Below are 23,185 nucleotides of genomic sequence, written 5' to 3'. Positions count from 1 at the left end.
TCTTTTGCATTTTCGTGTCACTTCCGCTGCCATGAAACCGGATATCAAGATCTGTGGGCTGACGACGGCTGAAGCTGTGGATCGCGCCGTCGAGCGCGGCGCGTCCCATGTCGGCTTCATCTTCTTCGGCAAGAGCCCTCGCAATATCGAGCCCGACATTGCCGGCAAGCTGGCGGACCGGGTGAGGGGCAGGGCGAAGATCGTTGCCGTCACAGTCGATGCCGACAATGACGATCTCGATGAGATCATCGCGCTCCTGAAGCCCGATATCCTTCAGTTTCATGGCAAGGAAAGCCCGGAGCGGATGCTCACCGTCAAGGCGGTCACGGGACTGCCGATCATGAAGGCATTTTCCATCCGCGAGCCCGATGATTTGAAGCGCGTCGAGCCCTATATCGGTATTGCGGATCGGTTTCTTTTCGACGCCAAGCCGCCGGTCGGATCGGATCTGCCGGGCGGCAACGGTGTGACCTTCGACTGGAGTCTTCTGCGTACGCTTGACGCGAGCGTGGATTACATGCTTTCCGGAGGCCTGAACAAGGACAACATCGCCGACGCCCTGCGGGAAACGGGCGCGCGCGGTATCGATGTGTCGTCCGGCGTGGAGAGTGCTCCGGGCGTCAAGGATCTGCACAAGATGGACGAGTTTTTTGCCGCGGTCGAAGGCGCTTCGATCCGCGAGCCTGCATCAGGGAGCGCAGCGTGAACGAGTCACTCAAGCCCAATTCCTTCCGGGAAGGTCCCGACGAGGACGGTCGTTTCGGTATTTTCGGCGGACGGTTCGTCGCCGAGACCTTGATGCCCCTGATCCTGGACCTGCAGGCAGAATGGGAAAAGGCAAAGACCGATCCTGAGTTCCAGGCGGAACTGAAATCTCTCGGTGCCCATTACATCGGCCGGCCGAGCCCGCTCTATTTCGCCGAGCGCCTGACCGAGCATCTCGGTGGCGCGAAGATCTATTTCAAGCGGGAAGAACTGAACCACACGGGCTCCCACAAGATCAACAACTGCATCGGCCAGATCCTGCTCGCCAAGCGCATGGGCAAGACGCGCATCATCGCCGAGACCGGTGCCGGCCAGCATGGTGTTGCCTCGGCGACCGTCGCGGCCCGTTTCGGTTTCCCCTGTGTCGTCTACATGGGCGCGACCGACGTCAAGCGTCAGGCTCCGAACGTCTTCCGCATGAAGCTGCTCGGTGCCGAGGTAAAGCCGGTGACCGCGGGCCACGGCACGCTGAAGGATGCGATGAACGAGGCACTGCGTGACTGGGTCACCAATGTCGAGGATACCTATTACCTGATCGGCACGGCCGCCGGTCCGCATCCCTATCCTGAAATGGTGCGCGATTTCCAGGCGGTGATCGGTCGCGAGGCCCGCGAGCAGATGCTCGAAGCCGAAGGCAGGCTGCCTGACCTTGTCATCGCGGCTGTCGGCGGCGGTTCCAACGCCATCGGCATCTTCCACCCGTTCCTCGACGACAAGGACGTGAAGATCGTAGGCGTCGAAGCGGGCGGCAAGGGCCTCTCCGGCGACGAGCACTGTGCTTCTATCACCGCCGGTTCTCCGGGCGTCCTGCATGGTAACCGCACCTACCTGCTTCAGGATGCGGACGGCCAGATCAAGGAAGGCCATTCGATTTCCGCCGGCCTCGACTATCCGGGCATCGGTCCCGAACACGCATGGCTGAGCGACATCGGCCGGGTCGAATATGTACCGATCATGGATGACGAGGCGCTGGAAGCCTTCCAGCTCCTGACGAAGCTCGAAGGCATCATTCCGGCGCTCGAGCCGTCCCATGCCGTGGCCGAGGTCATCAAGCGCGCCCCGAAGATGGGCAAGGACGAGATCATCCTGCTGAACCTCTCCGGTCGCGGCGACAAGGATATCTTCACCGTCGGCAACATTCTCGGCATGGAGCTCTGAAATGACCGCACGCATGGACAAACGCTTCGCCGAGCTCAAGGCGGAAGGACGCCCCGCGCTGATCACCTATTTCATGGGCGGCGATCCCGATTACGATACGTCGCTGGCGATCATGAAGGCGCTGCCGGAAGCCGGTGCCGACGTGATCGAGCTCGGCATGCCCTTTTCCGACCCGATGGCCGACGGTCCGGCGATCCAGATGGCAGGCCAGCGCGCGCTGAAGTCCGGCCAGACGTTGAAGAAGACGCTGGAACTCGCCCGCGAATTCCGAAAGGACGATCAGGCCACCCCGATCGTCATGATGGGCTATTACAATCCGATCTATGTCTTCGGCGTCGAGCGCTTCCTGGACGAAGCCCTGGAAGCCGGCATCGACGGGCTGATCGTGGTCGATCTTCCACGCGAAATGGACGACGAACTCTGCCTTCCGGCCCGCAAGCGAGATATCAACTTCATTCGCCTAGCCACGCCGACGACGGATGAAAAGCGCCTGCCGACCGTTCTGCAGAACACCTCCGGTTTCGTCTATTACGTCTCGATGACCGGTATCACCGGCTCGGCGCTTCCCGATCCGTCGAAGGTTTCCAGCGCCGTCCATCGTATCAAGGAACATACGGATCTGCCCGTTTGCGTCGGCTTCGGCGTCAAGACGGCGGAACATGCGCGCCTGATCGGTGCGAATGCCGACGGCGTGGTCGTCGGAACGGCAATCGTCAACCAGGTTGCCAACAATCTGACCCCTGCCGGGGAGGCAACAGCCGATACCGTGCAGGCCGTCGTGACCTTCGTGAGCGGCCTTGCCGGCGGCGTGCGTTCCGCGCGCCTTGCTGCTGCCGAATAATCTTCCGATATTGGCTTTTTCAGTCAGGAGTTAGTCAGTTGAACTGGATCACCAACTATGTGCGGCCGCGGATCAATTCCATGCTTGGCCGCAGGGAAGTTCCAGAGAATCTCTGGATCAAGTGCCCCGAAACCGGCGAGATGGTCTTTCACAAGGACCTTGAGGAAAACAAGTGGGTCATTCCCGCTTCCGGCTATCACATGAAGATGCCGGCCAAGGCGCGCCTGCTCGATCTCTTCGACGGCGGCAAATACGAGGCGTTGCCTCAGCCGAAGGTCGTGCAGGATCCGCTCAAGTTTCGTGATTCCAAGAAATATACCGATCGCCTGAAGGACAGCCGCATCAAGACCGACCAGGAAGACACGATCCTTGCCGGTGTCGGTATGGTCGAAGGCCTGAAGCTGGTCGCCGTCGTGCATGAGTTCAACTTCATGGGCGGTTCGCTCGGCATTGCCGCCGGCGAGGCGATCGTCAAGGCGTTCGAACGTGCGCTGGCGGAGAAGTGCCCGCTGGTGATGTTCCCGGCATCGGGCGGCGCCCGTATGCAGGAAGGCATCCTGTCGCTCATGCAGATGCCGCGCACGACCGTGATGCTCGACATGCTGAAGGAAGCCGGCCTGCCTTACATCGTCGTGCTGACGAACCCGACCACGGGTGGCGTCACGGCCTCCTACGCCATGCTGGGCGATCTCCATATCGCTGAACCCGGCGCGGAAATCTGCTTTGCGGGCAAGCGTGTGATCGAGCAGACCATCCGCGAAAAGCTGCCTGAAGGTTTCCAGACCTCGGAATACCTGCTGGATCACGGCATGGTCGACATGGTCGTCAAGCGCCACGACATTCCGGCGCTTCTGGCGCGTGTCCTGAAGATCATGCTGAAGCGCCCGGCCAATACCGACATTGCCCCGGAAAAGACCCCGGCTCTTGCGGAAAAGCCGGCGGCCTGAACGATAGAGCAATTCCAGCAAAAGTGCGAAGCGGTTTTGCGTCCGGAAATGCGTCAAACAAAGAGATAGAGCATTGAAGGCGGCTCCGTTTTCGCCGGAAATGGTCTTGCACCGAGCCGAAGCTGCGGAATCGAAATATCATGACTGAGCCCGCCTTCAGTGAGGCAGAACAGGTAATAGATGAGCTCATGGGATTGCATCCCAAGGGCTTCGATCTTTCATTGAACCGCATTCGCCGGTTGCTCGAGGTTCTCGGCAATCCGCACCTGCGGCTTCCTCCGGTCATCCACGTTGCTGGAACCAACGGCAAGGGTTCGGTCACGGCCTTCTGCCGCGCGCTTCTCGAAGCACAGGGCCTGAGCGTGCACGTCCATACCTCGCCGCATCTGGTGCGCTGGCATGAGCGTTACCGGATAGGGTCCAAGGGTGGGCAGGGCCAGCTCGTGGACGATGCCGCTTTCGCCGATGCCCTGCGCCGCGTGGCCGATGCCAATGGCGGCCAGCAGATCACCGTCTTCGAAATCCTGACGGCGGTTACTTTCCTACTGTTTTCTGAAAAGCCCGCGGATGTGGCGATCATCGAAGTCGGTCTTGGCGGCCGTTTCGATGCGACAAACGTCATCGAAAAGCCGGCTGTCTCGGTCATCATGCCCATCTCGCTCGATCATCAGCCCTATCTCGGTGACCGCGTCGAACTGATCGCCGCCGAGAAGGCCGGCATCATGAAGCGGGGGCTGCCGGTGGTGATCGGCCACCAGGAATACGAATCCGCCCGCGATGTTCTGGTGACCACGGCTGAACGGCTGGGCTGTCCGCACGTCGTCTACGGGCAGGATTTTTCCGCTCACGAGGAATTCGGCCGTCTCGTCTATCAGGACGAATTCGGCCTGCTCGACCTTTCGCTTCCGCGATTGCCCGGGCGTCATCAGTACGCCAATGCGGCGGCCGCGATCCGCGCCGTGAAGGCCGCGGGTTTTCCAATGACCGAGGTCATCGCGGAAAAGGCGATGACCAGCGTCGAATGGCCCGGTCGGCTGCAGCGCATGACGGAAGGCAAGCTCATGGCCCATGCGCCCGAAGGGGCGGAGATCTGGGTGGATGGCGGGCACAATCCGGGTGCGGGTGAGGTCATCGCAGAAGCCATGGCCGGCTTCGAGGAGCGCCAATCTCGGCCGCTCTATCTCGTGACCGGCATGATCAACACCAAGGATCCAGTCGGCTATTTCAGGGCCTTCGCCGATATCGCCCAGCACGTTTTCACCGTGCCGATTCGCGGTACGGATGTGGCGATCGACCCGGTCGTGCTCGCCCATGCGGCCTTCGATGCCGGCCTCGTCGCTTCTCCGGTCTCCACGGTTGCCGAAGCGCTCGACGGAATCCGCGACCGGATCGATCCGGATCTGCCGGCGCCGCGAATCCTGATCGGCGGATCACTTTATCTGGTCGGCAATGTCCTGGCGGATAACGGCACACCACCCAAATGAACAGTTTGACCAAATGAAAAAAGCCCGGCATTGCCGGGCTTTTCTCTTTTTTCTTTCGACAGCCGATCAGGCTGCGTTCGAAATCCAGCTTGCCAGCGCCGTCTTGGGAGCGGCGCCGACCTTAATGTCGGCCACTTCGCCGCCCTTGAACATGGCGAGCGTCGGGATCGAGCGAACGCCGAACTGGGCGGCCAGTTCCGGGTTTTCATCAATGTTGAGCTTTGCGACCTTCACCTTGCCGGCCATTTCGGTGGCGATTTCTTCGAGGCTCGGAGCGATCATCTTGCACGGGCCGCACCATTCGGCCCAGAAATCGACGACGACAGGTTCTACGGAATTGAGAACCTCGGCCTGGAAATTGGAGTTATCGACTTTTACGGTAGCCATGGGGCTGCTCCTTCAGGGGTGCTTAAGTTGCAACATATCTGATGTCGGTGCCCGACATTTTCAATATCTTGTATCTCACGATGTCTTGAGCTCGGCAAGCGATTGCGACAGCAGTGTGTCGGGAAGTGTGACGACCGAGCCGTTTTCGGTGTAGACGAGCAGGCATTCGAAGTTCTTGCCCGGATAGAGCGGCCGCAGGATTTCCCGGTAGATCGCAAGCTGCGCGCGATGCGACAGCGGCACCTGCGACAGCGAGGCGGGCGGGGTTCGGTTGGTCTTGTAGTCCACCAGAATGACGCTGTCGTCGGTGACCGCCATGCGGTCGATCCGGCCGGAAACGGCGCGTTCCTCGCTGTTCAGCATGAAGGTTCCCATGACCGAGACTTCGGCTTCGCCGCGGGAGGAGTAGACCGGCTTGAGATCCGGGTTGTCGAGAACCGAAAGGATCGTGTCGAGTAGGCGTTCGCGCTCTTTCTGCGGCCAGAAACGCGCAGCCCTTTCCACATAGCGCTTGGCAGCCGCAGGGCGCTCGGCCTCGGTAATCGCCGGAAGCGCTTGCAGCATGCGGTGAACGAGGCGGCCCTTCTGGAGCGCGATGCCGGCCGATTCCTTCTCGCCGAACAGCGGCGAAGTCACCAGCGCGTCGTCCGTATCGTCGATGACGATCGTGCCGGCTCCCGAGGGGCTGAGCGGTCGTGGCAGGCTTGCCTGCGGTGGCAACGGCCGAAGCAGGGCATCAGGGAGGCTTTCGCTCGGTCTCTCGACAGAACCTTCCGCCTCTTGGGGAAATGCAGTCTCGCTGCCCGGCAGACGCCAGGAGAGGCCCTCCCATTCGCCATCCGGGCCGTTGAACGCGACCTCGCGGCAATGGGCTTCTTCACCGCGCAGCGCACTTTCGATCATCCGGTGCCAGATGTCGCCGGGATCCTGCACGCCGCGATAACCGCAGACGATCAGACGGTCCGCGGCCCGCGTCATCGCCACGTAGAGGAGACGCCGGTATTCCTCTTCCGCGAGCTGCTTGCGACGCTCGGTATCGGCGGCGACAAGCGAGTTGCCCAGCGCCTTGACCGGCACCCAGACGGGCAGGGCCGGCAGGCTCTCGTCGGTCTCGATCAGCCGGAATTTGGCGAGGTGGCTGTGGTTGAAGGATTTCGATCCGCCGTCAACAAGAAAGACCACCGGCGCTTCCAGCCCCTTGGAGGCATGAACGGTCATGATGCGGACTTCGTCGCGATCCTTGTCCTGCTCGCGCTTGACCTCGGGTCCTTCCATTTCAAGCGTCGAGACGAAGGCTTGAAGTCCCGGCAGTCCGGCAGTCTCGAAGGACAGCGCAAAGGTCAGGAACTCGTCGAGAATGTCGCTGACCTCGCTTCCGAGACGTCCGAGGTAGGCACGGCGTCCGCCATGGGGACCGAGCACGCGGGCATAGAAATCATGCACCGGCATGTTCTGCGACAGCCGGCGGAACTCGCCGAGGCGCTTCGCGGACATCTCCCATATGGAAGCCGGCTCCGCGCACTCCGCCAGCATGTGTTCCCAGAGGCCCTGTCCTTCCGGGCGACGCGCCGCAAGCTCGAACAATTCGTCTTCGCTGTGGTTGAACAGGGGGCATTTGAGAAGGGCCGCCAGCGAAAGATCATCTGCCGGCAGGAGGGCGAAGCGCCCGAGCGCCAGCAGGTCCTGCACGGCGATATGGGAAGTGAGCTTCAGCCGATCCGCGCCGGCGACGGGGATATTGTCGAGCCGTTTCAGCGCCCGCGTCAGCGCATTGACGAAGCTGTCGCGCTTGCGCACCAGAACGAGGATATCGCCAGCGCGGATCGGCCGTTCCTTGCCCTTTTCGATGATGGTCTGCCGGCCGATCATCTGACCGATGACGGAGGCGATCCGCCGGGCCAGTATGGCGGAGGGCGCGCTTTCCGGTGTCGCGTCGAAAGGCGCGGTCCAGTCCTCGCTCTTCTCATTGGCCTCGGCGGCGATCATCGACCAGAGATCGACGGCGCCCGGATGGCCGCCGCGGCTCGACATGTGCACGACGGGATCGCCGGCGGCGCTGAGGCCACGGATATTGTCCTCGACCGAGAACACCCGATCGACCGCGGCGAGAACCGTCGAGGTAGAACGGAAGGAAAGCGGCAGCCTGACGGAGCTGAACAATTGCCCACCCAGGTCGACTTCGCGCGCGGTCTGGTTTGCCTCCTGCGAGAAGCGCTCCGGCCGGGCGCCCTGGAAGGAGTAGATCGACTGCTTCTCGTCGCCCACCGCAAAAAAGGTGCGCAGGACGTCGCGTGCGCCACTGCCGGTGAAGAAGTCCCCGCGTAGCGAGCGGATGACCGACCATTGCAGCGGACTGGTGTCCTGCGCCTCGTCCACGAGAATATGGTCGATGCCCTGATCCAGCTTGTAATGCACCCAAGGGCCGGCATCGCTGCGGATCAGCAGTTCGGCCGTCCGCGCGATCAGATCCTCGAAATCGAGCTGGCTACGCTTCTTCTTAAGATCCTCGTAATCGGCGTCGAACCGCAACGCCAGCGTCAGCGCCGCCTTCGTCGCTGCATACATGCGGAAGATCCGTAGTCGATCGCGGCAGGCGAGCACATGCTCGCGCGCCGCGATGACCGCATCCTTCAGTTCCGGTGCTGCCTTGCTCATGGCAGCCGCGATCAGCGAACTGTCGGCCTTTGGCGTCTCGGATGCGGTCAGGAAAGCCGAATCGAGGATACGTGCGCGTTCGAGCGGATCGTCGGTCTGGCGGACTACCGAAAGCGCATCGGCAACGGCCTTGACCTTCTCCCCGCCCTTTTCTTCGGCAAGGCGGATGTAAAGCGCCAGCATTCCGCCGTTGAGCCCCGCGAGTGGCCAGTATTCGCCTGCGAGCGATGCTTCTGAGGCATCGTCGGGGAGTCCGAAGCCGCGCCTCAGCGTCGCGTCGATGCCGCCAAAACGCTCCGACGCGCGCGAGAACTGCCGGATGGCATGGCGATTGGCGACGACCTCGCCGAGCAAACTTTCCAGACCGCTTTCGTCTGAAATGGAAAGCACATCGGCAAACGCTGCGGCAAGATCGGCGTCTTCCTCCGAAGAGGTTGCGGTCAGAAGCAGGCGCTTTGCTTCGGCCAGAACCGCGACGGATGCCCGATCGTCGAGAACGTTGAAATGCCCGGCGACATTGGCCTCCAGCGGAAACTGGTGCAGGAGCGCTTCGCAAAAGGCGTGGATCGTCTGGATTTTCAATCCACCCGGCGTCTCCAGCGCCTTGGCGAACAGCCGGCGTGCATCCGCAAGCTTCTGCCTGTCAGGCCGTTGCCGTTCGATGTCGTAGATGCGGTCGGAGAGCGCTTCATCCGATAGCGTCGCCCAGTCGGACAGTCGCGCGAACACGCGGTTCGACATTTCCGAGGCCGCGGCCTTGGTATAGGTCAGGCAGAGAATGGAGGAGGGACGCGCGCCGCCGAGCAGCAGTCGGATGACGCGCTGCGTCAGCACATGGGTCTTGCCGGAGCCGGCATTGGCCGACACCCAGGCGGAGCGCTGCGGATCCGAGGCGAGCGACTGCTGCATCGTCGTCCAGTCGAGCCATGTGCGGGGATCGTGTCCCGTCGGCAGTGCAAGCGGATCACTCGTCATTGCCGGTCTCCTCGCGGTCTGCGGTCGACCATTCGGCAACCCGGGCCAGATGATCGTATTCGCCGCCGAAATCGTTTTGCTGCGCCGGTATGAGCCGCGAAACGAAGCCACGCTCACCCGCTTGCAGGGCCGCGACGAAACGGCCGAGTTCGGCGATCGATTGCGCCGCAAGATCGAGCGCGGATTTCTTGTTGTCGCCGCGTCCGGTCAGTTCGTTGTTCACCTGATCGGTCTGGAAGCGGTCGCCCGGTCGCAGCCGGACATAGAGGAGGTTTTCGGGATGAAGCCGGCCGGCATCGCGGAATGCTCCTTCCATCAGGGCCGCTGCCTCCAGCGCGAGCTGCGGGTCGAGCAGGCTGCGGGCCTGTGCAGGACTCGGGTTGAGACCCGTCTTGTAGTCGATGATATCGGCATGACCGCCGCCCTTGATGTCGATCCGGTCGGCTACGCCGGTGAGGCGAATACCGACGGGTGCCAGATCAACGCCGCCACGAGCCTCGGTCAGGGTCTGGCGTATTTCCGGCCTGCGCCTGCCTTCCCAGCGAAGGAAGGCATCACCGACCGCCCTGAACCGCTGTCGCCAGACGATGTCGATGTGGGTGGGAAGGCCCTGCTCGTCGAACAGCCGGTCGGTGATCACGCGCATCGCGGCAGCACCGGCCGGTGTCAAGGGATCGTGACCCTCGCTGACGAAGCGTTCGATGATCTTGTGATAGAGCGTGCCGCGCTCGGCAGCACCCGGATCCTGATTGAACGGATCGACGGGATCGAGCCGAAGAATGCGGCGGGCATAGATGGAATAGGGATCGCGCCGGAAGCGGCCGACCTCACTGAACGAATAGCTGCGCGGTTGAAGTTCGGCCGGCGGTTTCGGTGCCGGCCGCTGCGCCAGCGGCTGGCTTTCGCCTTTGTCGAGCAGTTCGACATAATGGCGGTAGATATCACCACGCTCCTTTAGCCGGCTTTCGAAATCGCCGCCGCCAAGTGCAAGGAGGCGCTGCAGCCAGCGGGAGGCAACCGTTGGAGCCGAGCCCTGACGCAACGCGCGCGAGAAAATCAGTTGGCGCGTGCCGCAAGCCATCTCGAAATCGTGGGCAAGCTGGCCGATGCGTTTCTCCGGCGGCTCCAGCCCGATCTCCGTCTTCATCATGCGCGACAGGAACGGATTGTTGGTGGTCTGGCCCGGCCACGAACCTTCGTTCAGTCCGCCGATGATAACGGTATCGACATTCTGCAGACGGGCTTCCAGCGTACCGAAGATGAAGACGCGTGGGTGACGCATCGCCTTCGGCTTGACCGCGACTCCGGTCATCAGCGCCGCCATTATATCGATCCACTGGGGACCATCGGCCTCGATCTGGCCGTCGGCGCTCATGATTTCCGCCAGCAGGTCGGCGAGCCTGTCGCCGGCCTCATCGGACCAGAGAAGCGAGAGGTCGCCCTTGTCGTCGCCGCAAACCGCTTCCAGCGTCCGTCCCGTTCGCTCGGCCCATTGGCCGACCGGAAGCCTGTCCGAAAGGCGCCGCTCGCCGATCTTCACTACAAGGGCCGAGACGAGCGGCTCGGCAGCTGCGGATATGCGCGATGCAAGCTCTCCCGAGGTCTCAAGTGTTTCACGGGAAACGCCAATCCGCCATTGCGGTGGATGGCGGTCGGTCGCCTGTTCCTCAAGCCGTTGCCGGAAGAGAACCGGTAGCGTCGCGAGATCGACGGGCTGAACGCCGCCACGCAACGCAATCGTCTCCAGCGCATCGGCGGCAGTCCGGTAAGTCTCTGCATCGAATCCGAAGCGGGCGAGCGGATGCTTGAGCAGCGAGACGATCGCCACGGGATCGCCCGGTCGCAGCGCTGCCTCGAGCAGGAGCTGGACCAGGATGCCCTGCGGCGTGGCGGTGAAGGGTGTGCCGGCCGAATCGTCGGCGATGATGCCGAAGCGCGCCAGCTCCGCCGTCACACGCCGCGCCAGCGTGCGATCCGGCGTGATCAGCGCCACCCGGCTTTCGCTGCCCTCACGCTGCTTTTCGAGGCCGAGCCGGAGCGCGATGGCGATGGCGGTTGCCTCCTCACGCTCGTTCGCAGCCTCGATCAGGCCGACATCGGCAAAGGCGGCTTCCATCCGCGCAGTGCCGAAATCGTCGCGCCAGATTTTCCAGCCGTCCGTTGCACCCGCAGGCGCCATCGCCCGCGACAGCACCTCGGCACGATCCGCAAGATCGGAAGGTGCCTCCGCGAGTGTTTCGACATCCCGGCGCTCGACGCGCATACGCCGAAGCAAATGAAAGAGACCGTATTGCGGATGGCCGCGCGATGCGGGATCGGAGATGCGTTCCGCGGCAAGCCCGATCCGCGTCCAGTCATCGTCCGGCATGCTCGTGTCGAGGCCGGGCAGGACAACCGTTCCTTCCGGACGGGCGGCGATGGCCGTGATAAGGTCGGCCGCCGCAGGAATGGAGCCGGTGGAGCCCGCAACGATGATGGGATCGCTGTACGTCGAGCGGGAAAGCCTCTCGGCCTCGCCGCGCAATACGGCGTCGCGGTGCCGCGCCGGCGAGGAGCGGGTCAATTCCTCCAGGCGCGCAGGCCAGAACTGGGTGGCGATACCCAGGAATTCGGCCGTAAGCTGCCACCATGTGGCGAAGTTCGACGTATCGAGCGTCTTGAGCGACGTCCAGTCGCAGCCTTCGGTTTCCGCCGCATCGATCAGTTCCGTCAGCGCCCGGGCGAGCCAGATGGCGTCCGCCGGACTTGCCGGCGCCACCAGTGGCGTGTCGGAATGGATGCTGCGAACCACATTCGGCAACTGGTTACGCCATGCAAGGATGAGGCGGGCCAGTTCGAGCAGCATGACGATGCCGCTGACCGGTGGGGCGAGGTCGAGCAGGAAAGGTGCTTCTTCCTCGAAGAAACCGCTGTCGTCATCGGTTTCGCCAAGCGGCCGGATCACCGGCAGGATGGCGGAGCGTCCCCCAAGCAATTCCACGAATTCCGAGCGCAGCACACGGGCGGCACGCCGGGTCGGTACGAGGATGGTCACTCTCGCCAGCGAAAGCGGGTCCTGCGGATCATATCGATATCCGGGTGCGAGCCTCCCATCGAGGAGCGATGCCGCAAGCACCCTCAGGAAGGACAGACCGGACGGGATGGTCAGGACACGCGGTTGATGAGGCCGCATGGCGTCATGCCCCGCCGAAGAGGCGCCGGATGACATCCTCGGCCTCGTCGAGCGCCTCAGGCGTTCCGACCGTCATCCAGTGCCCCACCATCTCGAAACCCGCCAGACGGCCCTTTGCGATGGCTCGGTCGAAGTAGATGTTGAGGTTGAAGGCATCCTCAGGCGCATCGTCGAGAAGTGAGGGGTGCATGGCGATTGCGCCCGCATAAACCACCGGTCGCGGCAGCCCCTCGGAATACCGCACAAGGCGGCCGTCCTCGCCGAGCGAGAAGTCCTTCTTGCCGTTATGTCCCGTGGTGTTTTCCATGGGCACGCAGAGAAGCGCCATGTCCATGCTATCAGGTTCGAAGAACCGCGCGAGACGGCGCAGATTGGAAGCTTCGCCTGTTTCGTCTTGCAGCCAGAAAAGATCGGCATTCATCACATAGACGGGAGAGCGATCGAGAAGCTTCAACCCCTTGGCCAGCCCACCGCCCGAATTCATCAGCCGGTCGCGCTCGTCGGAAATGACGATCTCGAGCTTTTCATAGCGGGACAGATGCTCGACCATCTGGTCGGCAAGATAATGCACGTTGACGACGGCCCGCTCCACGCCGGCATCGGCCAGCGAGTCGAGCACATAGTCGATCATCGGCTTGCCGCCGACCGGCACCAGAGGCTTCGGGATCGTATTCGTGATCGGCCGCAGCCGGGCTCCGAGCCCCGCTGCCAGCACCATCGCCTGGGTGATCTTCATGGCAAGCCGCTACGCTGATTCGACCGAGCCGATTCCAACCCGGGCACACCAGTCGCGCAAGGGGGCGAGCGCCTCATGTTCGAACGCGACGGACAGATGCCACAGGGTTCTCGGCATATGCTTCATATAGCCCGGCTTGCCGTCCCGCTGAAGCAGGCGGATCCACAGCCCGTTCAGCTTGCAGGCCCGCTGTGCCGACATGATCGCCCAGCTCTTGAGGAAATTCGCCTCATCGAAGGCCGGGTTCTTCCGGCGCAGCGAGAGATAGTCTTCCATCAGCCGGTCGACCAGAGGCCGCTCGACGGTAACGCGGGCATCCTGCACGATGGAGACGAGGTCGTAGGCCGTCGGCCCGATCATGGCATCCTGAAAGTCGAGAAGGCCGATCCGGTCGCTTCCCTTCCTTTCACCGCGCCAGATGATGTTGGGCGAATGGAAATCCCTGAGCACAAGGGACTTCTCCGCATCCGCAAGCGCATCGATCAGCCCGTCCCAGATCGCCAGATATTCCGCCCGTTCTTCCGTCGTCGCGGGCTTGCCGGCGCGTTTCCACGGAAGGTGCCAGTCGAGCAGAAGCTCTGCTTCCATCTTCATGGCGGTGCGGTCGTAGTCGGGAATGCGATGCACCAGCCCGCCATTGAAGTCGATTTCGCGCGGGAAGGATATCGCGTGCAGGGCCGCGAGGCATTCGACGCTCGCCTGATAACGTTCCGGAATCGGAACCCCGTTGCCGTCGAGAACGGTTTCCGGGCCGAAGTCCTCGATCAGCAGAATGCCGTTCTCGCAATCGCTTTCGTAGATTTCCGGCGCGGCGAAACCCTTGTCCCGCAGAGCGCCGGCGATTGCGACGAAAGGATAGACGTCCTCCGCCAGATGCACGATCTGCGAATAGGGCTTGCCGTCGCGGATCGGTGGACCATCCGGCTGGCGCGGCGAATCCATTAAGATCTTTCGCGGCCCTTGTGCCGGGTAGATATATTCATAGGCGCGCGTGGAGGCGTCACCGGTCAGGTGTCTCCGCCGGGCGCCGGCCAGACCGTGGCTGTCGAGGAAGCCTCTGATGGAAAGCACGCGCGAGATTCTTGCGAGTTTGGCGCCATCGGCTTCAATGACGACCTGTCGACCGCCGCTGGTCTCGAAGGCAAACCGGATATCGATCCGGCGGGCGGGCAGGGCGGTACCCGCCTTTTCCGGCCATTCCACCAGACACGCGCCACCCTTCAGCGCGTCCTCGAAGCCGAGTTCGTCCAGTTCGCCTGGATCGCTGAGCCGGTATAGATCGAAATGCGCGACCGGAAGGCGCAGATCGTAGTTCTGCACCAGCGTGAAGGTCGGGCTCGGAACCTCGAGTTCGCTGTCATCGGCCATGGCGCGGAGCAGGGCGCGGCAAAGCGTCGACTTTCCGGCGCCAAGATCGCCCCATAGCGCAACGCAGTCGCCGGGCTTGAGGGCAAGCGCGAGATCCTCGCCAAGTTGCTGGGTGGCTGCTTCGGAGGGTAGGAAGAGAGAAATACTGTTCTGGCTGTCGGTCATTCTGCGGCAACGGATTGGGGCATGACGGCTGTCGGTATACGGCACGCAACAGTCGTACCGCGCCCGGGCGTGCTGTCAATGGAGACCTGGCCGTTGTGGAGATTGACGAAGCTTTCCACGATGGAAAGACCGAGGCCCGCGCCGCTGCGCCGGCCACCCTTGCCGTTGGTGGAGAAGCGGTCGAACACGGTTGCCAGCATGTCGGGTGTCATGCCACAGCCATTGTCATGAACGGTGAAGACGAAATCGCCGTCTTCCCGCCAGCACTTCATTTCCACGGCCGATCCTTCCGGTGCGAAATTGACCGCGTTGGTCAGGATCTTGATCAGGATCTGCTTGAGCCGCTGCTGATCGGCGACGATATGGCCGAGCTTCGCCGATGCCGCGATCTCCAGTGTCACATTGCCTTCCTGCAGGCGGTCGGTCATCTGCATCGACACGTCGTCGAGCAGATCGTTGAGATCGATATCGGAATAGTCGAGCCGCATGATGCCCGCATCCACCGTCGCCAGATCGAGAATGTCGTTGACGATGGTCAGCAGCACTGAAGACGAGGTGGAGATGTGGTCGATATATTCGGCCTGCCGCTCGTTGAGCGAGCCGATCGCCGGCGTCTTCAGAAGGTCGGTGAAACCGATGATGTTGGTCAGCGGCGAACGCAGTTCGTAGGAAACGTGTTGCACGAAATCGTTCTTCAGCTCGTCCGCCTTGCGCAGCGCTTCGTTCTTTTCCTTCAGCGCCCGTTCGGCCCTGACACTGTCGGTGATGTTGACGAAGGTCAGCATGGTCTGGGCGTTCGGCAGCGGCGTGACCGCATAGTCGAGCACGAGACCGGAATAGAGTTCCAACGTGCCCTGGCTGGAGGGACGCTCGTCCTCGAAGCTGGTGATGATCTTGCTGAAACCCTTCCAGCCGTCCGGCTTGTCGTAGGAAGGCGCGCAGGCCGTTTCGATGGCGCGGATGTGCGTTCCATGCCGCGCCTCGGCTTCGGTGATGCCCCAGAGCGCCCGGAACGCCGGGTTGGAAAGCTGGATGCGGCCATCCGGGCCGAACACCGCAACGCCTTCGGAAAGATGGTCGATGGTCTCGCCCTGCACGCGCAGCAGCGTGTTGTAGCGCGTTTCGAGATCGACCTGTTCGGTCAGGTTTTCGAAGACCCACGTGGCGCCGCCCTGCGGATGCGCCGACGCGATGACACGAAGCGTCTGGCCGTTCGGCAGGTGCCAGAGTTCCGTCTGGGTATCGAGCGAACGGTAGACCGCAAGCGTACTTTCCTTCCAGGCCTTCCAGCTCAGCTGTTCCGGCAGCTTGTGCGCTGAACGCAGCCTGTCGAGAAGTTCCGCGTGGTCGGGCCGGGCTTCGAGGAACGCGTGGTCGAGTTCCCAGAGCTGCACGAAAGCCTGGTTGAAGAATTGCAGGCGTCGGTCACCATCGAAGATCGCAACGGGCGTCGCCAGATGATCGAGCGTTTCGGCATGGCTCTTAAGCGTGCGCTTCAGCTCCTCGCGAAGCGCCTCCTTCTGGGAGACGTCAATCGCCATGCCGCAGGAACCCGCGGGACCGCGCACATCGACCACGTCGTAGAACGTCCGATTGCCTCTGACGGCGGTGGAAACGGTATCGTGGAACGGGGATTCCGGGGTGACACTTGCCTTGATCTTCTCACGGGTCAGGCTGGTCAGAACCTCGCGGCTTTCACGCACGGCCTGATCGGGGGATCCGGCCTCGACCGCTTCGCTATAGGCATGGTTGACCCAGACCAGCCGGCCATCGGCGTCTCTCTGCCATACGGGCTGTTCGATGGCGTCCAGCAGAGCCTCGAAGGTGGCGATGGAGGTCTTCAGGCGATTGCGTTCGATCTTGAGTTCGGCAAGCTCGGCCCGCAGGTTGTTGAGCGCGACGAAATGGGCGAAAGCGCGTCCGCCGGAAAGCCGGCCCTGAACTTCCAGAACCTCTCCGCGCTGGGTCTCGACGATGAGATCGAAGCTGTGGGCGTCGAAGCGAAGTTTCTCGATCGCCTTTTCAAGCTCTCCTGCCGACGACGGTTTCAGCCATCGGCCAAAGGCGAGGAAATCTGCGTCTGCCGGCGGAGCACCTGTTTCAACCGGCAGCTGTCCGAGGAATTCCGGCCGGTTCTGCCCGTCCCAGATGACGATCCGGCGGTTCTTGTCGGCAATCAGCGCCTGATAGCGCGAAATCTGCTGGTTGGCCTCGGACAATGCGGAACGCATTTCCGCTCCCTCGTTCTCGAGGCGCGCACGCTGGCGGATCAGCCAGACGGCTGAAACGAGCGCAGCGGAGAGAATGCCGATGACGAGGGAATAGCCGACGGCTTCCACGGAGGTGAAAAGGCGCTCGGCCGGTGCCGTCGTCACCTGGGCACGGGCAAACTCCGGGACGATCAGTCCCGTGAGTGCAGTGGCGCCCATGCAGACCGACCAGATCTGCGGAAGCTGGTATCGCTTGCGTCCGCGCGATGCCTTTGCAGGGCGCAGCTCCACTTCCCCGTGAGCCTGCTTCCCCGCCTGCCTGAAGCCGCTCAGGCCAAGGCGCGCCATCGTTTCCCGCGCGAGCGGGCCGCTATGATTTACCGACATATTCGGTCTGTCTCCGTCCTATGTGCCGCATTGTCGACAAGACATCCCATTTCGCATCGCGCCGTCCGGCCGCGCCACGAATCAAGTTCTAAAACAATACTGCCTTAGGGAATCTGCGGGAAGGCCGGGGGGCAAAAAAGAGGCCGCGCCCTTTGTCAAGGACGCGGCCACTATATCTTGTGGATAGATTGTCGGCTAATTAATAGCGATAGTGTTCGGCCTTGAACGGACCTGCCTTTTCGACGCCGATATAGCTTGCCTGTTCTTCAGACAGTTCGGTGAGCTTCACGCCGAGCTTTTCGAGATGCAGGCGCGCGACCTTCTCATCGAGGTGCTTCGGCAGGATATAGACGTCGTTCTTGTATTCGCCGGGCTTGGTGTAGAGCTCGATCTGGGCGAGCACCTGGTTGGTGAACGAAGCCGACATCACGAAGGACGGATGGCCGGTTGCGTTGCCGAGGTTGAGCAGGCGACCTTCCGACAGGAGGATCATACGGTTGCCCTTGGGGAACTCGATGATATCGACCTGCGGCTTCACGTTGGTCCACTTCAGGTTACGCAGCGCGGCAACCTGGATCTCATTGTCGAAGTGGCCGATGTTGCCGACGATCGCCATGTCCTTCATCTCGCGCATGTGCTCGATGCGGATGACGTCGCGGTTGCCGGTGGTGGTGATGAAGATGTCGGCCGAGGATACGACGTCTTCCAGCGTCACGACTTCGAAGCCGTCCATGGCAGCCTGAAGGGCGCAGATCGGATCGATTTCGGTGACCTTCACACGGGCGCCGGCGCCACGCAGGGAAGCAGCCGAACCCTTGCCCACGTCGCCGTAACCGCAGACCACGGCGACCTTGCCGGCCATCATGACGTCGGTGCCGCGGCGAATGCCGTCAACCAGCGATTCCTTGCAGCCATACTTGTTGTCGAACTTCGACTTGGTGACCGAATCGTTGACGTTGATGGCCGGGAAGGGCAGGAGGCCTTTCTTGCTGAGCTCATAGAGGCGGTGAACGCCCGTGGTGGTTTCTTCCGTCACGCCACGGATTGCGTCGCGCTGCTTGGTGAACCAGCCCGGGGAAGCCTTGAGGCGCTTCTTGATCTGGGCGATGAGGATTTCTTCCTCTTCCGAACCCGGATTTGACAGAACGTCCTCACCGGCTTCTGCGCGCGCGCCGAGCAGGATGTACATGGTGGCATCGCCGCCATCGTCGAGGATCATGTTGGAAACGCCGCCATCGGTCCATTGGAAGATCTGGTCGGTATACTGCCAGTAGTCCTCGAGCGACTCGCCCTTGATCGCGAAGACCGGAATGCCGGCAGCGGCAATGGCCGATGCTGCATGGTCCTGGGTCGAGAAGATGTTGCAGGAAGCCCAGCGGACTTCGGCACCGAGCGCCACCAGGGTTTCGATCAGCACGGCGGTCTGGATCGTCATGTGCAGCGAACCGCTGATGCGGGCGCCCTTGAGCGGCTTGCTTTCACCGAACTCAGAACGGCATGCCATGAGGCCCGGCATCTCGGTCTCGGCGATGTTGATTTCCTTGCGTCCGAAATCGGCGAGGCCGATGTCGGCGACGACGTAGTCCTTCTGTGTGCTCATGAATCTCTCCGGCTGAAACGAGGCCTGTGTTCAGTCTTTCAACGGACGCGCACGTCCATGCGTGCCCGATCATGCAAATGACCGGGTCTCCGGGAGAGCATCTATCAGGGAATGAAGCCTGAGGCAACAAGATATAAAGAAGTCTTTATGTCTTTATATGTCTACTGAGATACTAGGCTTCCTCGCCGAACTTGTCGCCGACGAGGTGGGAGAGGGCATCCAGCACGACTTCGGCTTCCGCGCCGGACGCCGTAACGAGAATGCTGCAGCCCGGACTCGCCGCCAGCATCATCAGGCCCATGATCGAGGTTCCGCCGACCGTCGTTCCGTCCTTGGTGACGTGAACGATGGCGTCGAAACCGCTGACTGTCTGGACGAATTTTGCCGAAGCGCGGGCATGCAGTCCGCGCTTGTTGGTGATCAGCATTTCTCGGGAGAGTGACATCTCGGGCTGCTCTCCGGCCGGTTACTTGCCGCTTAGCACGCGGCTGGCGACATTGATGTACTTGCGGCCGGCTTCCGATGCATCGACGAGCGCCTTTTCCATGTCATTGTCGCCCCGCACTCCGGCGAGCTTGATCAGCATCGGCAGGTTGACGCCTGCGATGACTTCGATGCGGCCGCTGTTCATGACGGAGATCGCGAGGTTGGACGGGGTACCGCCGAACATGTCGGTCAGGATGATGACGCCGTGTCCGTCATCGGCGCGCATGACAGCGTCGAGGATATCCTGCCGACGCTGGTCCATGTCGTCCTCTGGACCGATTGACACCGTTTCGATGAATTTCTGGGGGCCAACCACATGTTCCACTGCGTGATGAAACTCTTCAGCCAGCTTGCCATGAGTGACAAGCACTAGTCCGATCATACTTCTACTGCCCCCTTGCCTGCGCAAACAGCCGGCCAGATAACCTAACGTTCAAGCCGCGTCCATCAGTGGGACGCCATCTTGGCGATGAAAAACGGAAGTTCAAGCGCAAACTGCGATGCCTCATGTTGGGCGGGTGGCGACTTCAGTCGCAATCAGGGCCTTTATAAAGGCAAATGGCATGCGAGCGCCAGTGGGCACGCGCAGAGCCGGAAGCGTTATTTCTGCCGCAAGTGTCGCGGTTTCGCGCTCCGGCGGCAGCCTCTCGCCATCCTGGACGGGCAATATCGCATAATGCAGCAAGGCTTGCGGCAGGCTCTCGACCCTGACGATGCCTGCATGCCGAAGCTCGATGAGATCCCGAATCGGTTCGGGCCGGCGGGCAAGCACGTGAGATCCGTGCCGGGACACGAAAACCTGGTCGTCGGAAATCAGCGCTGCGAAATCGCCAGCGAGACGGGCCTCCGTCATGCAATCGAAGGCAAGTGCCGATTTGCCGGCACCGGAAGGACCGATGAAGATGAAGCCGGTCGTCCCGACGACGATGGCCGTGCCGTGAACATTGCTCTCAGCCGGCCTATCCGCAGTCATGGGGTGTTTTCTGCCGGCAGGGAGAGGATGAAGCGTGCGCCGCGCAGGCCGCCGCTTTCAGGATCGACGATGTTCTCGGCTCTGAGCGTGCCGCCGTGAGCCTCGGCGATCTGCCGGCTGATCGACAGGCCAAGACCGGAATTCTGTCCGAAGTCCTCGCGCTCGGGACGGTCGGTATAGAAGCGCTCGAAGATACGATCGATGTTTTCCGCCTGGATGCCGGGACCGTTATCCTCCACCTGGATCAGACAGCGGCCGCGGGTGCGGGAAAGCCGCACGGTGATCTTGCCGCTGACGTCGGGAACGAAGGAACGGGCATTCTCGATCAGGTTGGTCACGATCTGGCCAAGCCGCAGGTCGTGGCCGTTGACCATGAAGCGCTGCCGGGCGCCCGGCTTCTGGTCGATGACATAGTCGATCTCGACCGGCCTCTTGCTGCTGCGGATCTGCCGGGAGACGTCGACGAGGCTCGAGAGCAGGATTTCGAGATCGAGCGGCTTGGCATCGTTGCGGGCAAGCTCCGCGTCGAGGCGCGAGGCGTCCGAAATGTCGCTGATCAGGCGGTCGAGACGGCGAACGTCATGCTGGATGACGTCCATCAGCCGTTGCCGGGAATTGTCGTTCTTGGCGAGCGGCAGCGTTTCGACGGCACTTCTGAGCGACGTGAGCGGGTTCTTCAGTTCGTGGCTGACATCGGCAGCGAAGCTCTCGATCGCGTCAATCCGGTCGTAGAGCGCGGTGGTCATTTCGCGCAGCGCGATGGAAAGGTTGCCGATTTCGTCCTGACGGGCGGAAAAATCGGGGATTTCCTCGCGCTCCTTGGCCCCGCGCCTCACGCGGATCGCTGCCGCCGCAAGGCGTCGCAGCGGATTGGCGATGGTGGATGACAGGAGCAGCGACAGCACGATGTTGACGAGTGTCGCGACGCCGAAGACCCTGAGAATGGCGAGGCGCTCGGCATGGACGATCTTGTCGATATCGCCGGCCTGGGTGGAAAGCAGCAGGACGCCGAGCACGGCGCGTGAGCGCTGTACCGGAACGGCGACGGAAACGATGAGTTCACCGCCCTCGGTGACGCGCACGACTGCGCCGCGCACGCCGGTCAGCGCATTCATCACTTCCGGATAGATCGAGCCGTCGCCACCCGGCGCTTCCTTATAGACCGGCAGATTGCTCGGCTGCAGCATGGAGTTGAAGGTGCGCGCGGCCCAGTCGGTGAGACCTGAGCTTTCCCCGTCAACCGGCGGCAGATCGAACCGCAGCACCTGCCCGCGGGAATAGAGGTGGCGGGAATCCAGGAGCAGGTTGGCGTCGGCATCGAACAGTCGCGCCCGCGTGCGGGTGGGTGAGATCAGCCGCCGCAGGACGGGCGCCACGCGCTCGGGATTGATCGGGAAATCCAGATCCTCGTCGCTCGGCACCGGCGTGATGCTCTGGCCGGCCTGCAACTCAAGCAGTTTCTGCGGATCGATGGTGATCGAATTGGTATCGACCGACGCCGAGGCGGAGATCGCGCCGGCGATGATTTCGCCCTGGGTGAGCAGGCTTTCGACACGGGCATCGATCAGTCCCTCGCGGAACTGGTTGAGATACATGATGCCGCCGACCAGAACGATGATGGCCGCGAGGTTGAAGAAGACGATCCGCCGCGTCAGGCTGGAAAAGAGTGCGTGACCGAAGATGCGGCGGATAATCGTGAAGGGATGGACCAGGAAGCGACGTGGTTCGGTCAGGCTTTCCAGTTCATCGAGATTTCCGTCGGCAACTTGCTTGGCCAAGTCTCACCCTTTCGCGCATACACGTCCGTCTTTCCGCATCGCCGGGGATGGGAGGGAAAACGGACCGGCGCGCCTCACGCTGCTTCGCGGAAGCGGTATCCTACACCGTAGAGCGTTTCAATCATGTCGAACTCGACATCGACCATCTTGAACTTCTTGCGAAGCCGCTTGATGTGGCTGTCGATGGTGCGATCGTCCACATAGACTTGTTCGTCATAGGCCGCATCCATCAGCGCGTCGCGGCTCTTGACCACGCCGGGGCGCTGCGCGAGCGATTGCAGGATCAGGAATTCGGTGACGGTGAGGGTGACGGGGTCGCCCTTCCAAGTGCAGGTGTGGCGCTCCTGGTCCATCACGAGTTGGCCGCGTTCTAGCGTCCGGGCCGCCACTTCGGCGGCGGTCTTGACCGCACCACCGGCGGCGAGGCTTTCGCGGCTTGCGGCGCGGCGAAGGATCGCCTTGACGCGCTCGACCAGCAGGCGCTGCGAGAAAGGCTTGGTGATGAAATCGTCGGCGCCCATCTTCAGGCCGAACAGTTCATCGATTTCCTCGTCCTTGGAGGTGAGGAAGATCACCGGCAGGTCGGACTTCTGCCGGAGACGCCGCAAGAGTTCCATGCCGTCCATGCGCGGCATCTTGATATCGAAAATCGCCAGATGCGGAGGCCGCGCCAGGAGACCGTCGAGCGCCGAGGCGCCATCGGTATAGGTCTCGACCTTATATCCTTCCGCCTCGAGTGCGATGGACACCGAAGTGAGGATGTTGCGGTCGTCGTCTACGAGGGCGATCGTCTGCATACTGTTTGTCTCCGTCATCATGAAGCGCGGCTCCTGGTATCATTCCCAGCCCAGGTGGTGGCGGTATTCAGGATGCGCTTAATGAGGATAAAGGTGGAACAAATTGTGGCAAAGATAAAGGGTGTCGGTGTCGCAGATCGCCAGCACCGGCGCAAATGGTCCGCCATTTGCCGTTTCCAGCTCGTCATGCAAACCGATTTAAAAATGAAGATTTCCATTTAAATCGATTAATTATTTGAAATTATTGAATGTTTTCGAATTGCTATCTTGCGTTTTGAAATTTCGAACACTAGGTTCCCCG

At 62.0% G+C, this 23,185-nt stretch carries 17 protein-coding genes; 5 read left to right on the top strand and 12 right to left on the bottom strand.

Going from position 1 to position 23,185, the window contains the following annotated elements:
* The first annotated feature begins 31 nt into the window (after nucleotides 1-31).
* From NBH21_RS10925 to NBH21_RS10905, 5 genes are all read left to right on the top strand, one after another.
* Complete coding sequence (locus NBH21_RS10925) at nucleotides 32-706, top strand: phosphoribosylanthranilate isomerase (protein ID WP_250913666.1); 675 nt, start codon at nucleotides 32-34, stop codon at nucleotides 704-706.
* Nucleotides 703-1,923 (top strand): tryptophan synthase subunit beta, encoded by a 1,221-nt coding sequence (gene trpB / locus NBH21_RS10920; RefSeq protein ID WP_250913667.1) that lies wholly within the window; start codon nucleotides 703-705, stop codon nucleotides 1,921-1,923. The genes NBH21_RS10925 and trpB overlap by 4 nt, the downstream gene beginning before the upstream one ends.
* Before the next feature lies 1 nt (nucleotide 1,924).
* A complete protein-coding gene (gene trpA / locus NBH21_RS10915; RefSeq protein ID WP_250913668.1) occupies nucleotides 1,925-2,764 on the top strand; it encodes a tryptophan synthase subunit alpha in 840 nt (279 codons plus the stop codon).
* 38 nt (nucleotides 2,765-2,802) lie between these two features.
* Nucleotides 2,803-3,711 carry an acetyl-CoA carboxylase, carboxyltransferase subunit beta gene (gene accD / locus NBH21_RS10910; RefSeq protein ID WP_250913669.1) on the top strand — a complete coding sequence of 303 codons (909 nt, stop codon included), beginning with the start codon at nucleotides 2,803-2,805 and terminating at the stop codon, nucleotides 3,709-3,711.
* Nucleotides 3,712-3,851: 140 nt separating this feature from the next.
* A complete protein-coding gene (locus NBH21_RS10905; RefSeq protein WP_250913670.1) occupies nucleotides 3,852-5,195 on the top strand; it encodes a bifunctional folylpolyglutamate synthase/dihydrofolate synthase in 1,344 nt (447 codons plus the stop codon).
* A 66-nt stretch (nucleotides 5,196-5,261) separates the two neighbouring features.
* On the opposite strand, the gene trxA is transcribed toward NBH21_RS10905, so the two are convergent.
* The 12 genes from trxA to NBH21_RS10845 form a co-directional block, all read right to left on the bottom strand.
* A complete protein-coding gene (gene trxA, locus NBH21_RS10900; RefSeq protein ID WP_099055916.1) occupies nucleotides 5,262-5,582 on the bottom strand; it encodes a thioredoxin in 321 nt (106 codons plus the stop codon).
* A 75-nt stretch (nucleotides 5,583-5,657) separates the two neighbouring features.
* Nucleotides 5,658-9,212 carry a double-strand break repair helicase AddA gene (addA, locus tag NBH21_RS10895; RefSeq protein WP_250913671.1) on the bottom strand — a complete coding sequence of 1,185 codons (3,555 nt, stop codon included), beginning with the start codon at nucleotides 9,210-9,212 and terminating at the stop codon, nucleotides 5,658-5,660.
* Nucleotides 9,202-12,384: a double-strand break repair protein AddB gene (addB, locus tag NBH21_RS10890; protein WP_250913672.1), complete on the bottom strand. Its 3,183-nt coding sequence runs from the start codon at nucleotides 12,382-12,384 to the stop codon at nucleotides 9,202-9,204. Before addB ends, addA begins: the two co-directional genes overlap by 11 nt.
* A 4-nt stretch (nucleotides 12,385-12,388) precedes the next feature.
* Nucleotides 12,389-13,120, bottom strand: a complete 732-nt coding sequence (locus NBH21_RS10885; RefSeq protein WP_250913673.1) for a nucleotidyltransferase family protein — start codon at nucleotides 13,118-13,120, stop codon at nucleotides 12,389-12,391.
* Nucleotides 13,121-13,129: 9 nt separating this feature from the next.
* Nucleotides 13,130-14,653 carry a tRNA (adenosine(37)-N6)-threonylcarbamoyltransferase complex ATPase subunit type 1 TsaE gene (gene tsaE, locus NBH21_RS10880; protein ID WP_250913674.1) on the bottom strand — a complete coding sequence of 508 codons (1,524 nt, stop codon included), beginning with the start codon at nucleotides 14,651-14,653 and terminating at the stop codon, nucleotides 13,130-13,132.
* On the bottom strand, nucleotides 14,650-17,082 hold the full coding sequence (locus NBH21_RS10875; protein WP_250913712.1) for a PAS domain-containing sensor histidine kinase: 2,433 nt from the start codon (nucleotides 17,080-17,082) through the stop codon (nucleotides 14,650-14,652). The genes tsaE and NBH21_RS10875 overlap by 4 nt, the downstream gene beginning before the upstream one ends.
* Nucleotides 17,083-17,449: 367 nt before the next feature.
* Entirely contained in the window at nucleotides 17,450-18,850 is a 1,401-nt protein-coding gene (gene ahcY, locus NBH21_RS10870) for an adenosylhomocysteinase (protein WP_250913675.1), read from the bottom strand.
* Nucleotides 18,851-19,022: 172 nt separating this feature from the next.
* Nucleotides 19,023-19,295: an HPr family phosphocarrier protein gene (locus tag NBH21_RS10865; protein WP_250913676.1), complete on the bottom strand. Its 273-nt coding sequence runs from the start codon at nucleotides 19,293-19,295 to the stop codon at nucleotides 19,023-19,025.
* Between the two features lie 21 nt (nucleotides 19,296-19,316).
* Nucleotides 19,317-19,718 carry a PTS sugar transporter subunit IIA gene (locus tag NBH21_RS10860; protein WP_099055923.1) on the bottom strand — a complete coding sequence of 134 codons (402 nt, stop codon included), beginning with the start codon at nucleotides 19,716-19,718 and terminating at the stop codon, nucleotides 19,317-19,319.
* Nucleotides 19,719-19,841: 123 nt separating this feature from the next.
* Nucleotides 19,842-20,309 carry an HPr kinase/phosphorylase gene (locus NBH21_RS10855; RefSeq protein WP_250913677.1) on the bottom strand — a complete coding sequence of 156 codons (468 nt, stop codon included), beginning with the start codon at nucleotides 20,307-20,309 and terminating at the stop codon, nucleotides 19,842-19,844.
* Nucleotides 20,306-22,087, bottom strand: coding sequence for a sensor histidine kinase (locus tag NBH21_RS10850; RefSeq protein ID WP_280924910.1), 1,782 nt, complete (start codon nucleotides 22,085-22,087; stop codon nucleotides 20,306-20,308). Before NBH21_RS10850 ends, NBH21_RS10855 begins: the two co-directional genes overlap by 4 nt.
* A 74-nt stretch (nucleotides 22,088-22,161) precedes the next feature.
* Entirely contained in the window at nucleotides 22,162-22,884 is a 723-nt protein-coding gene (locus tag NBH21_RS10845; protein ID WP_250913678.1) for a response regulator transcription factor, read from the bottom strand.
* Nucleotides 22,885-23,185: the final 301 nt, after the last annotated feature.

The sequence above is a fragment of the Ciceribacter sichuanensis genome, assembly GCF_024055605.1.
In the GTDB taxonomy this organism is placed as follows: domain Bacteria; phylum Pseudomonadota; class Alphaproteobacteria; order Rhizobiales; family Rhizobiaceae; genus Allorhizobium; species Allorhizobium sichuanense.
Note: the sequence above shows the minus strand (reverse complement) of the source record. Positions and strands in the feature narration are given on the sequence as shown.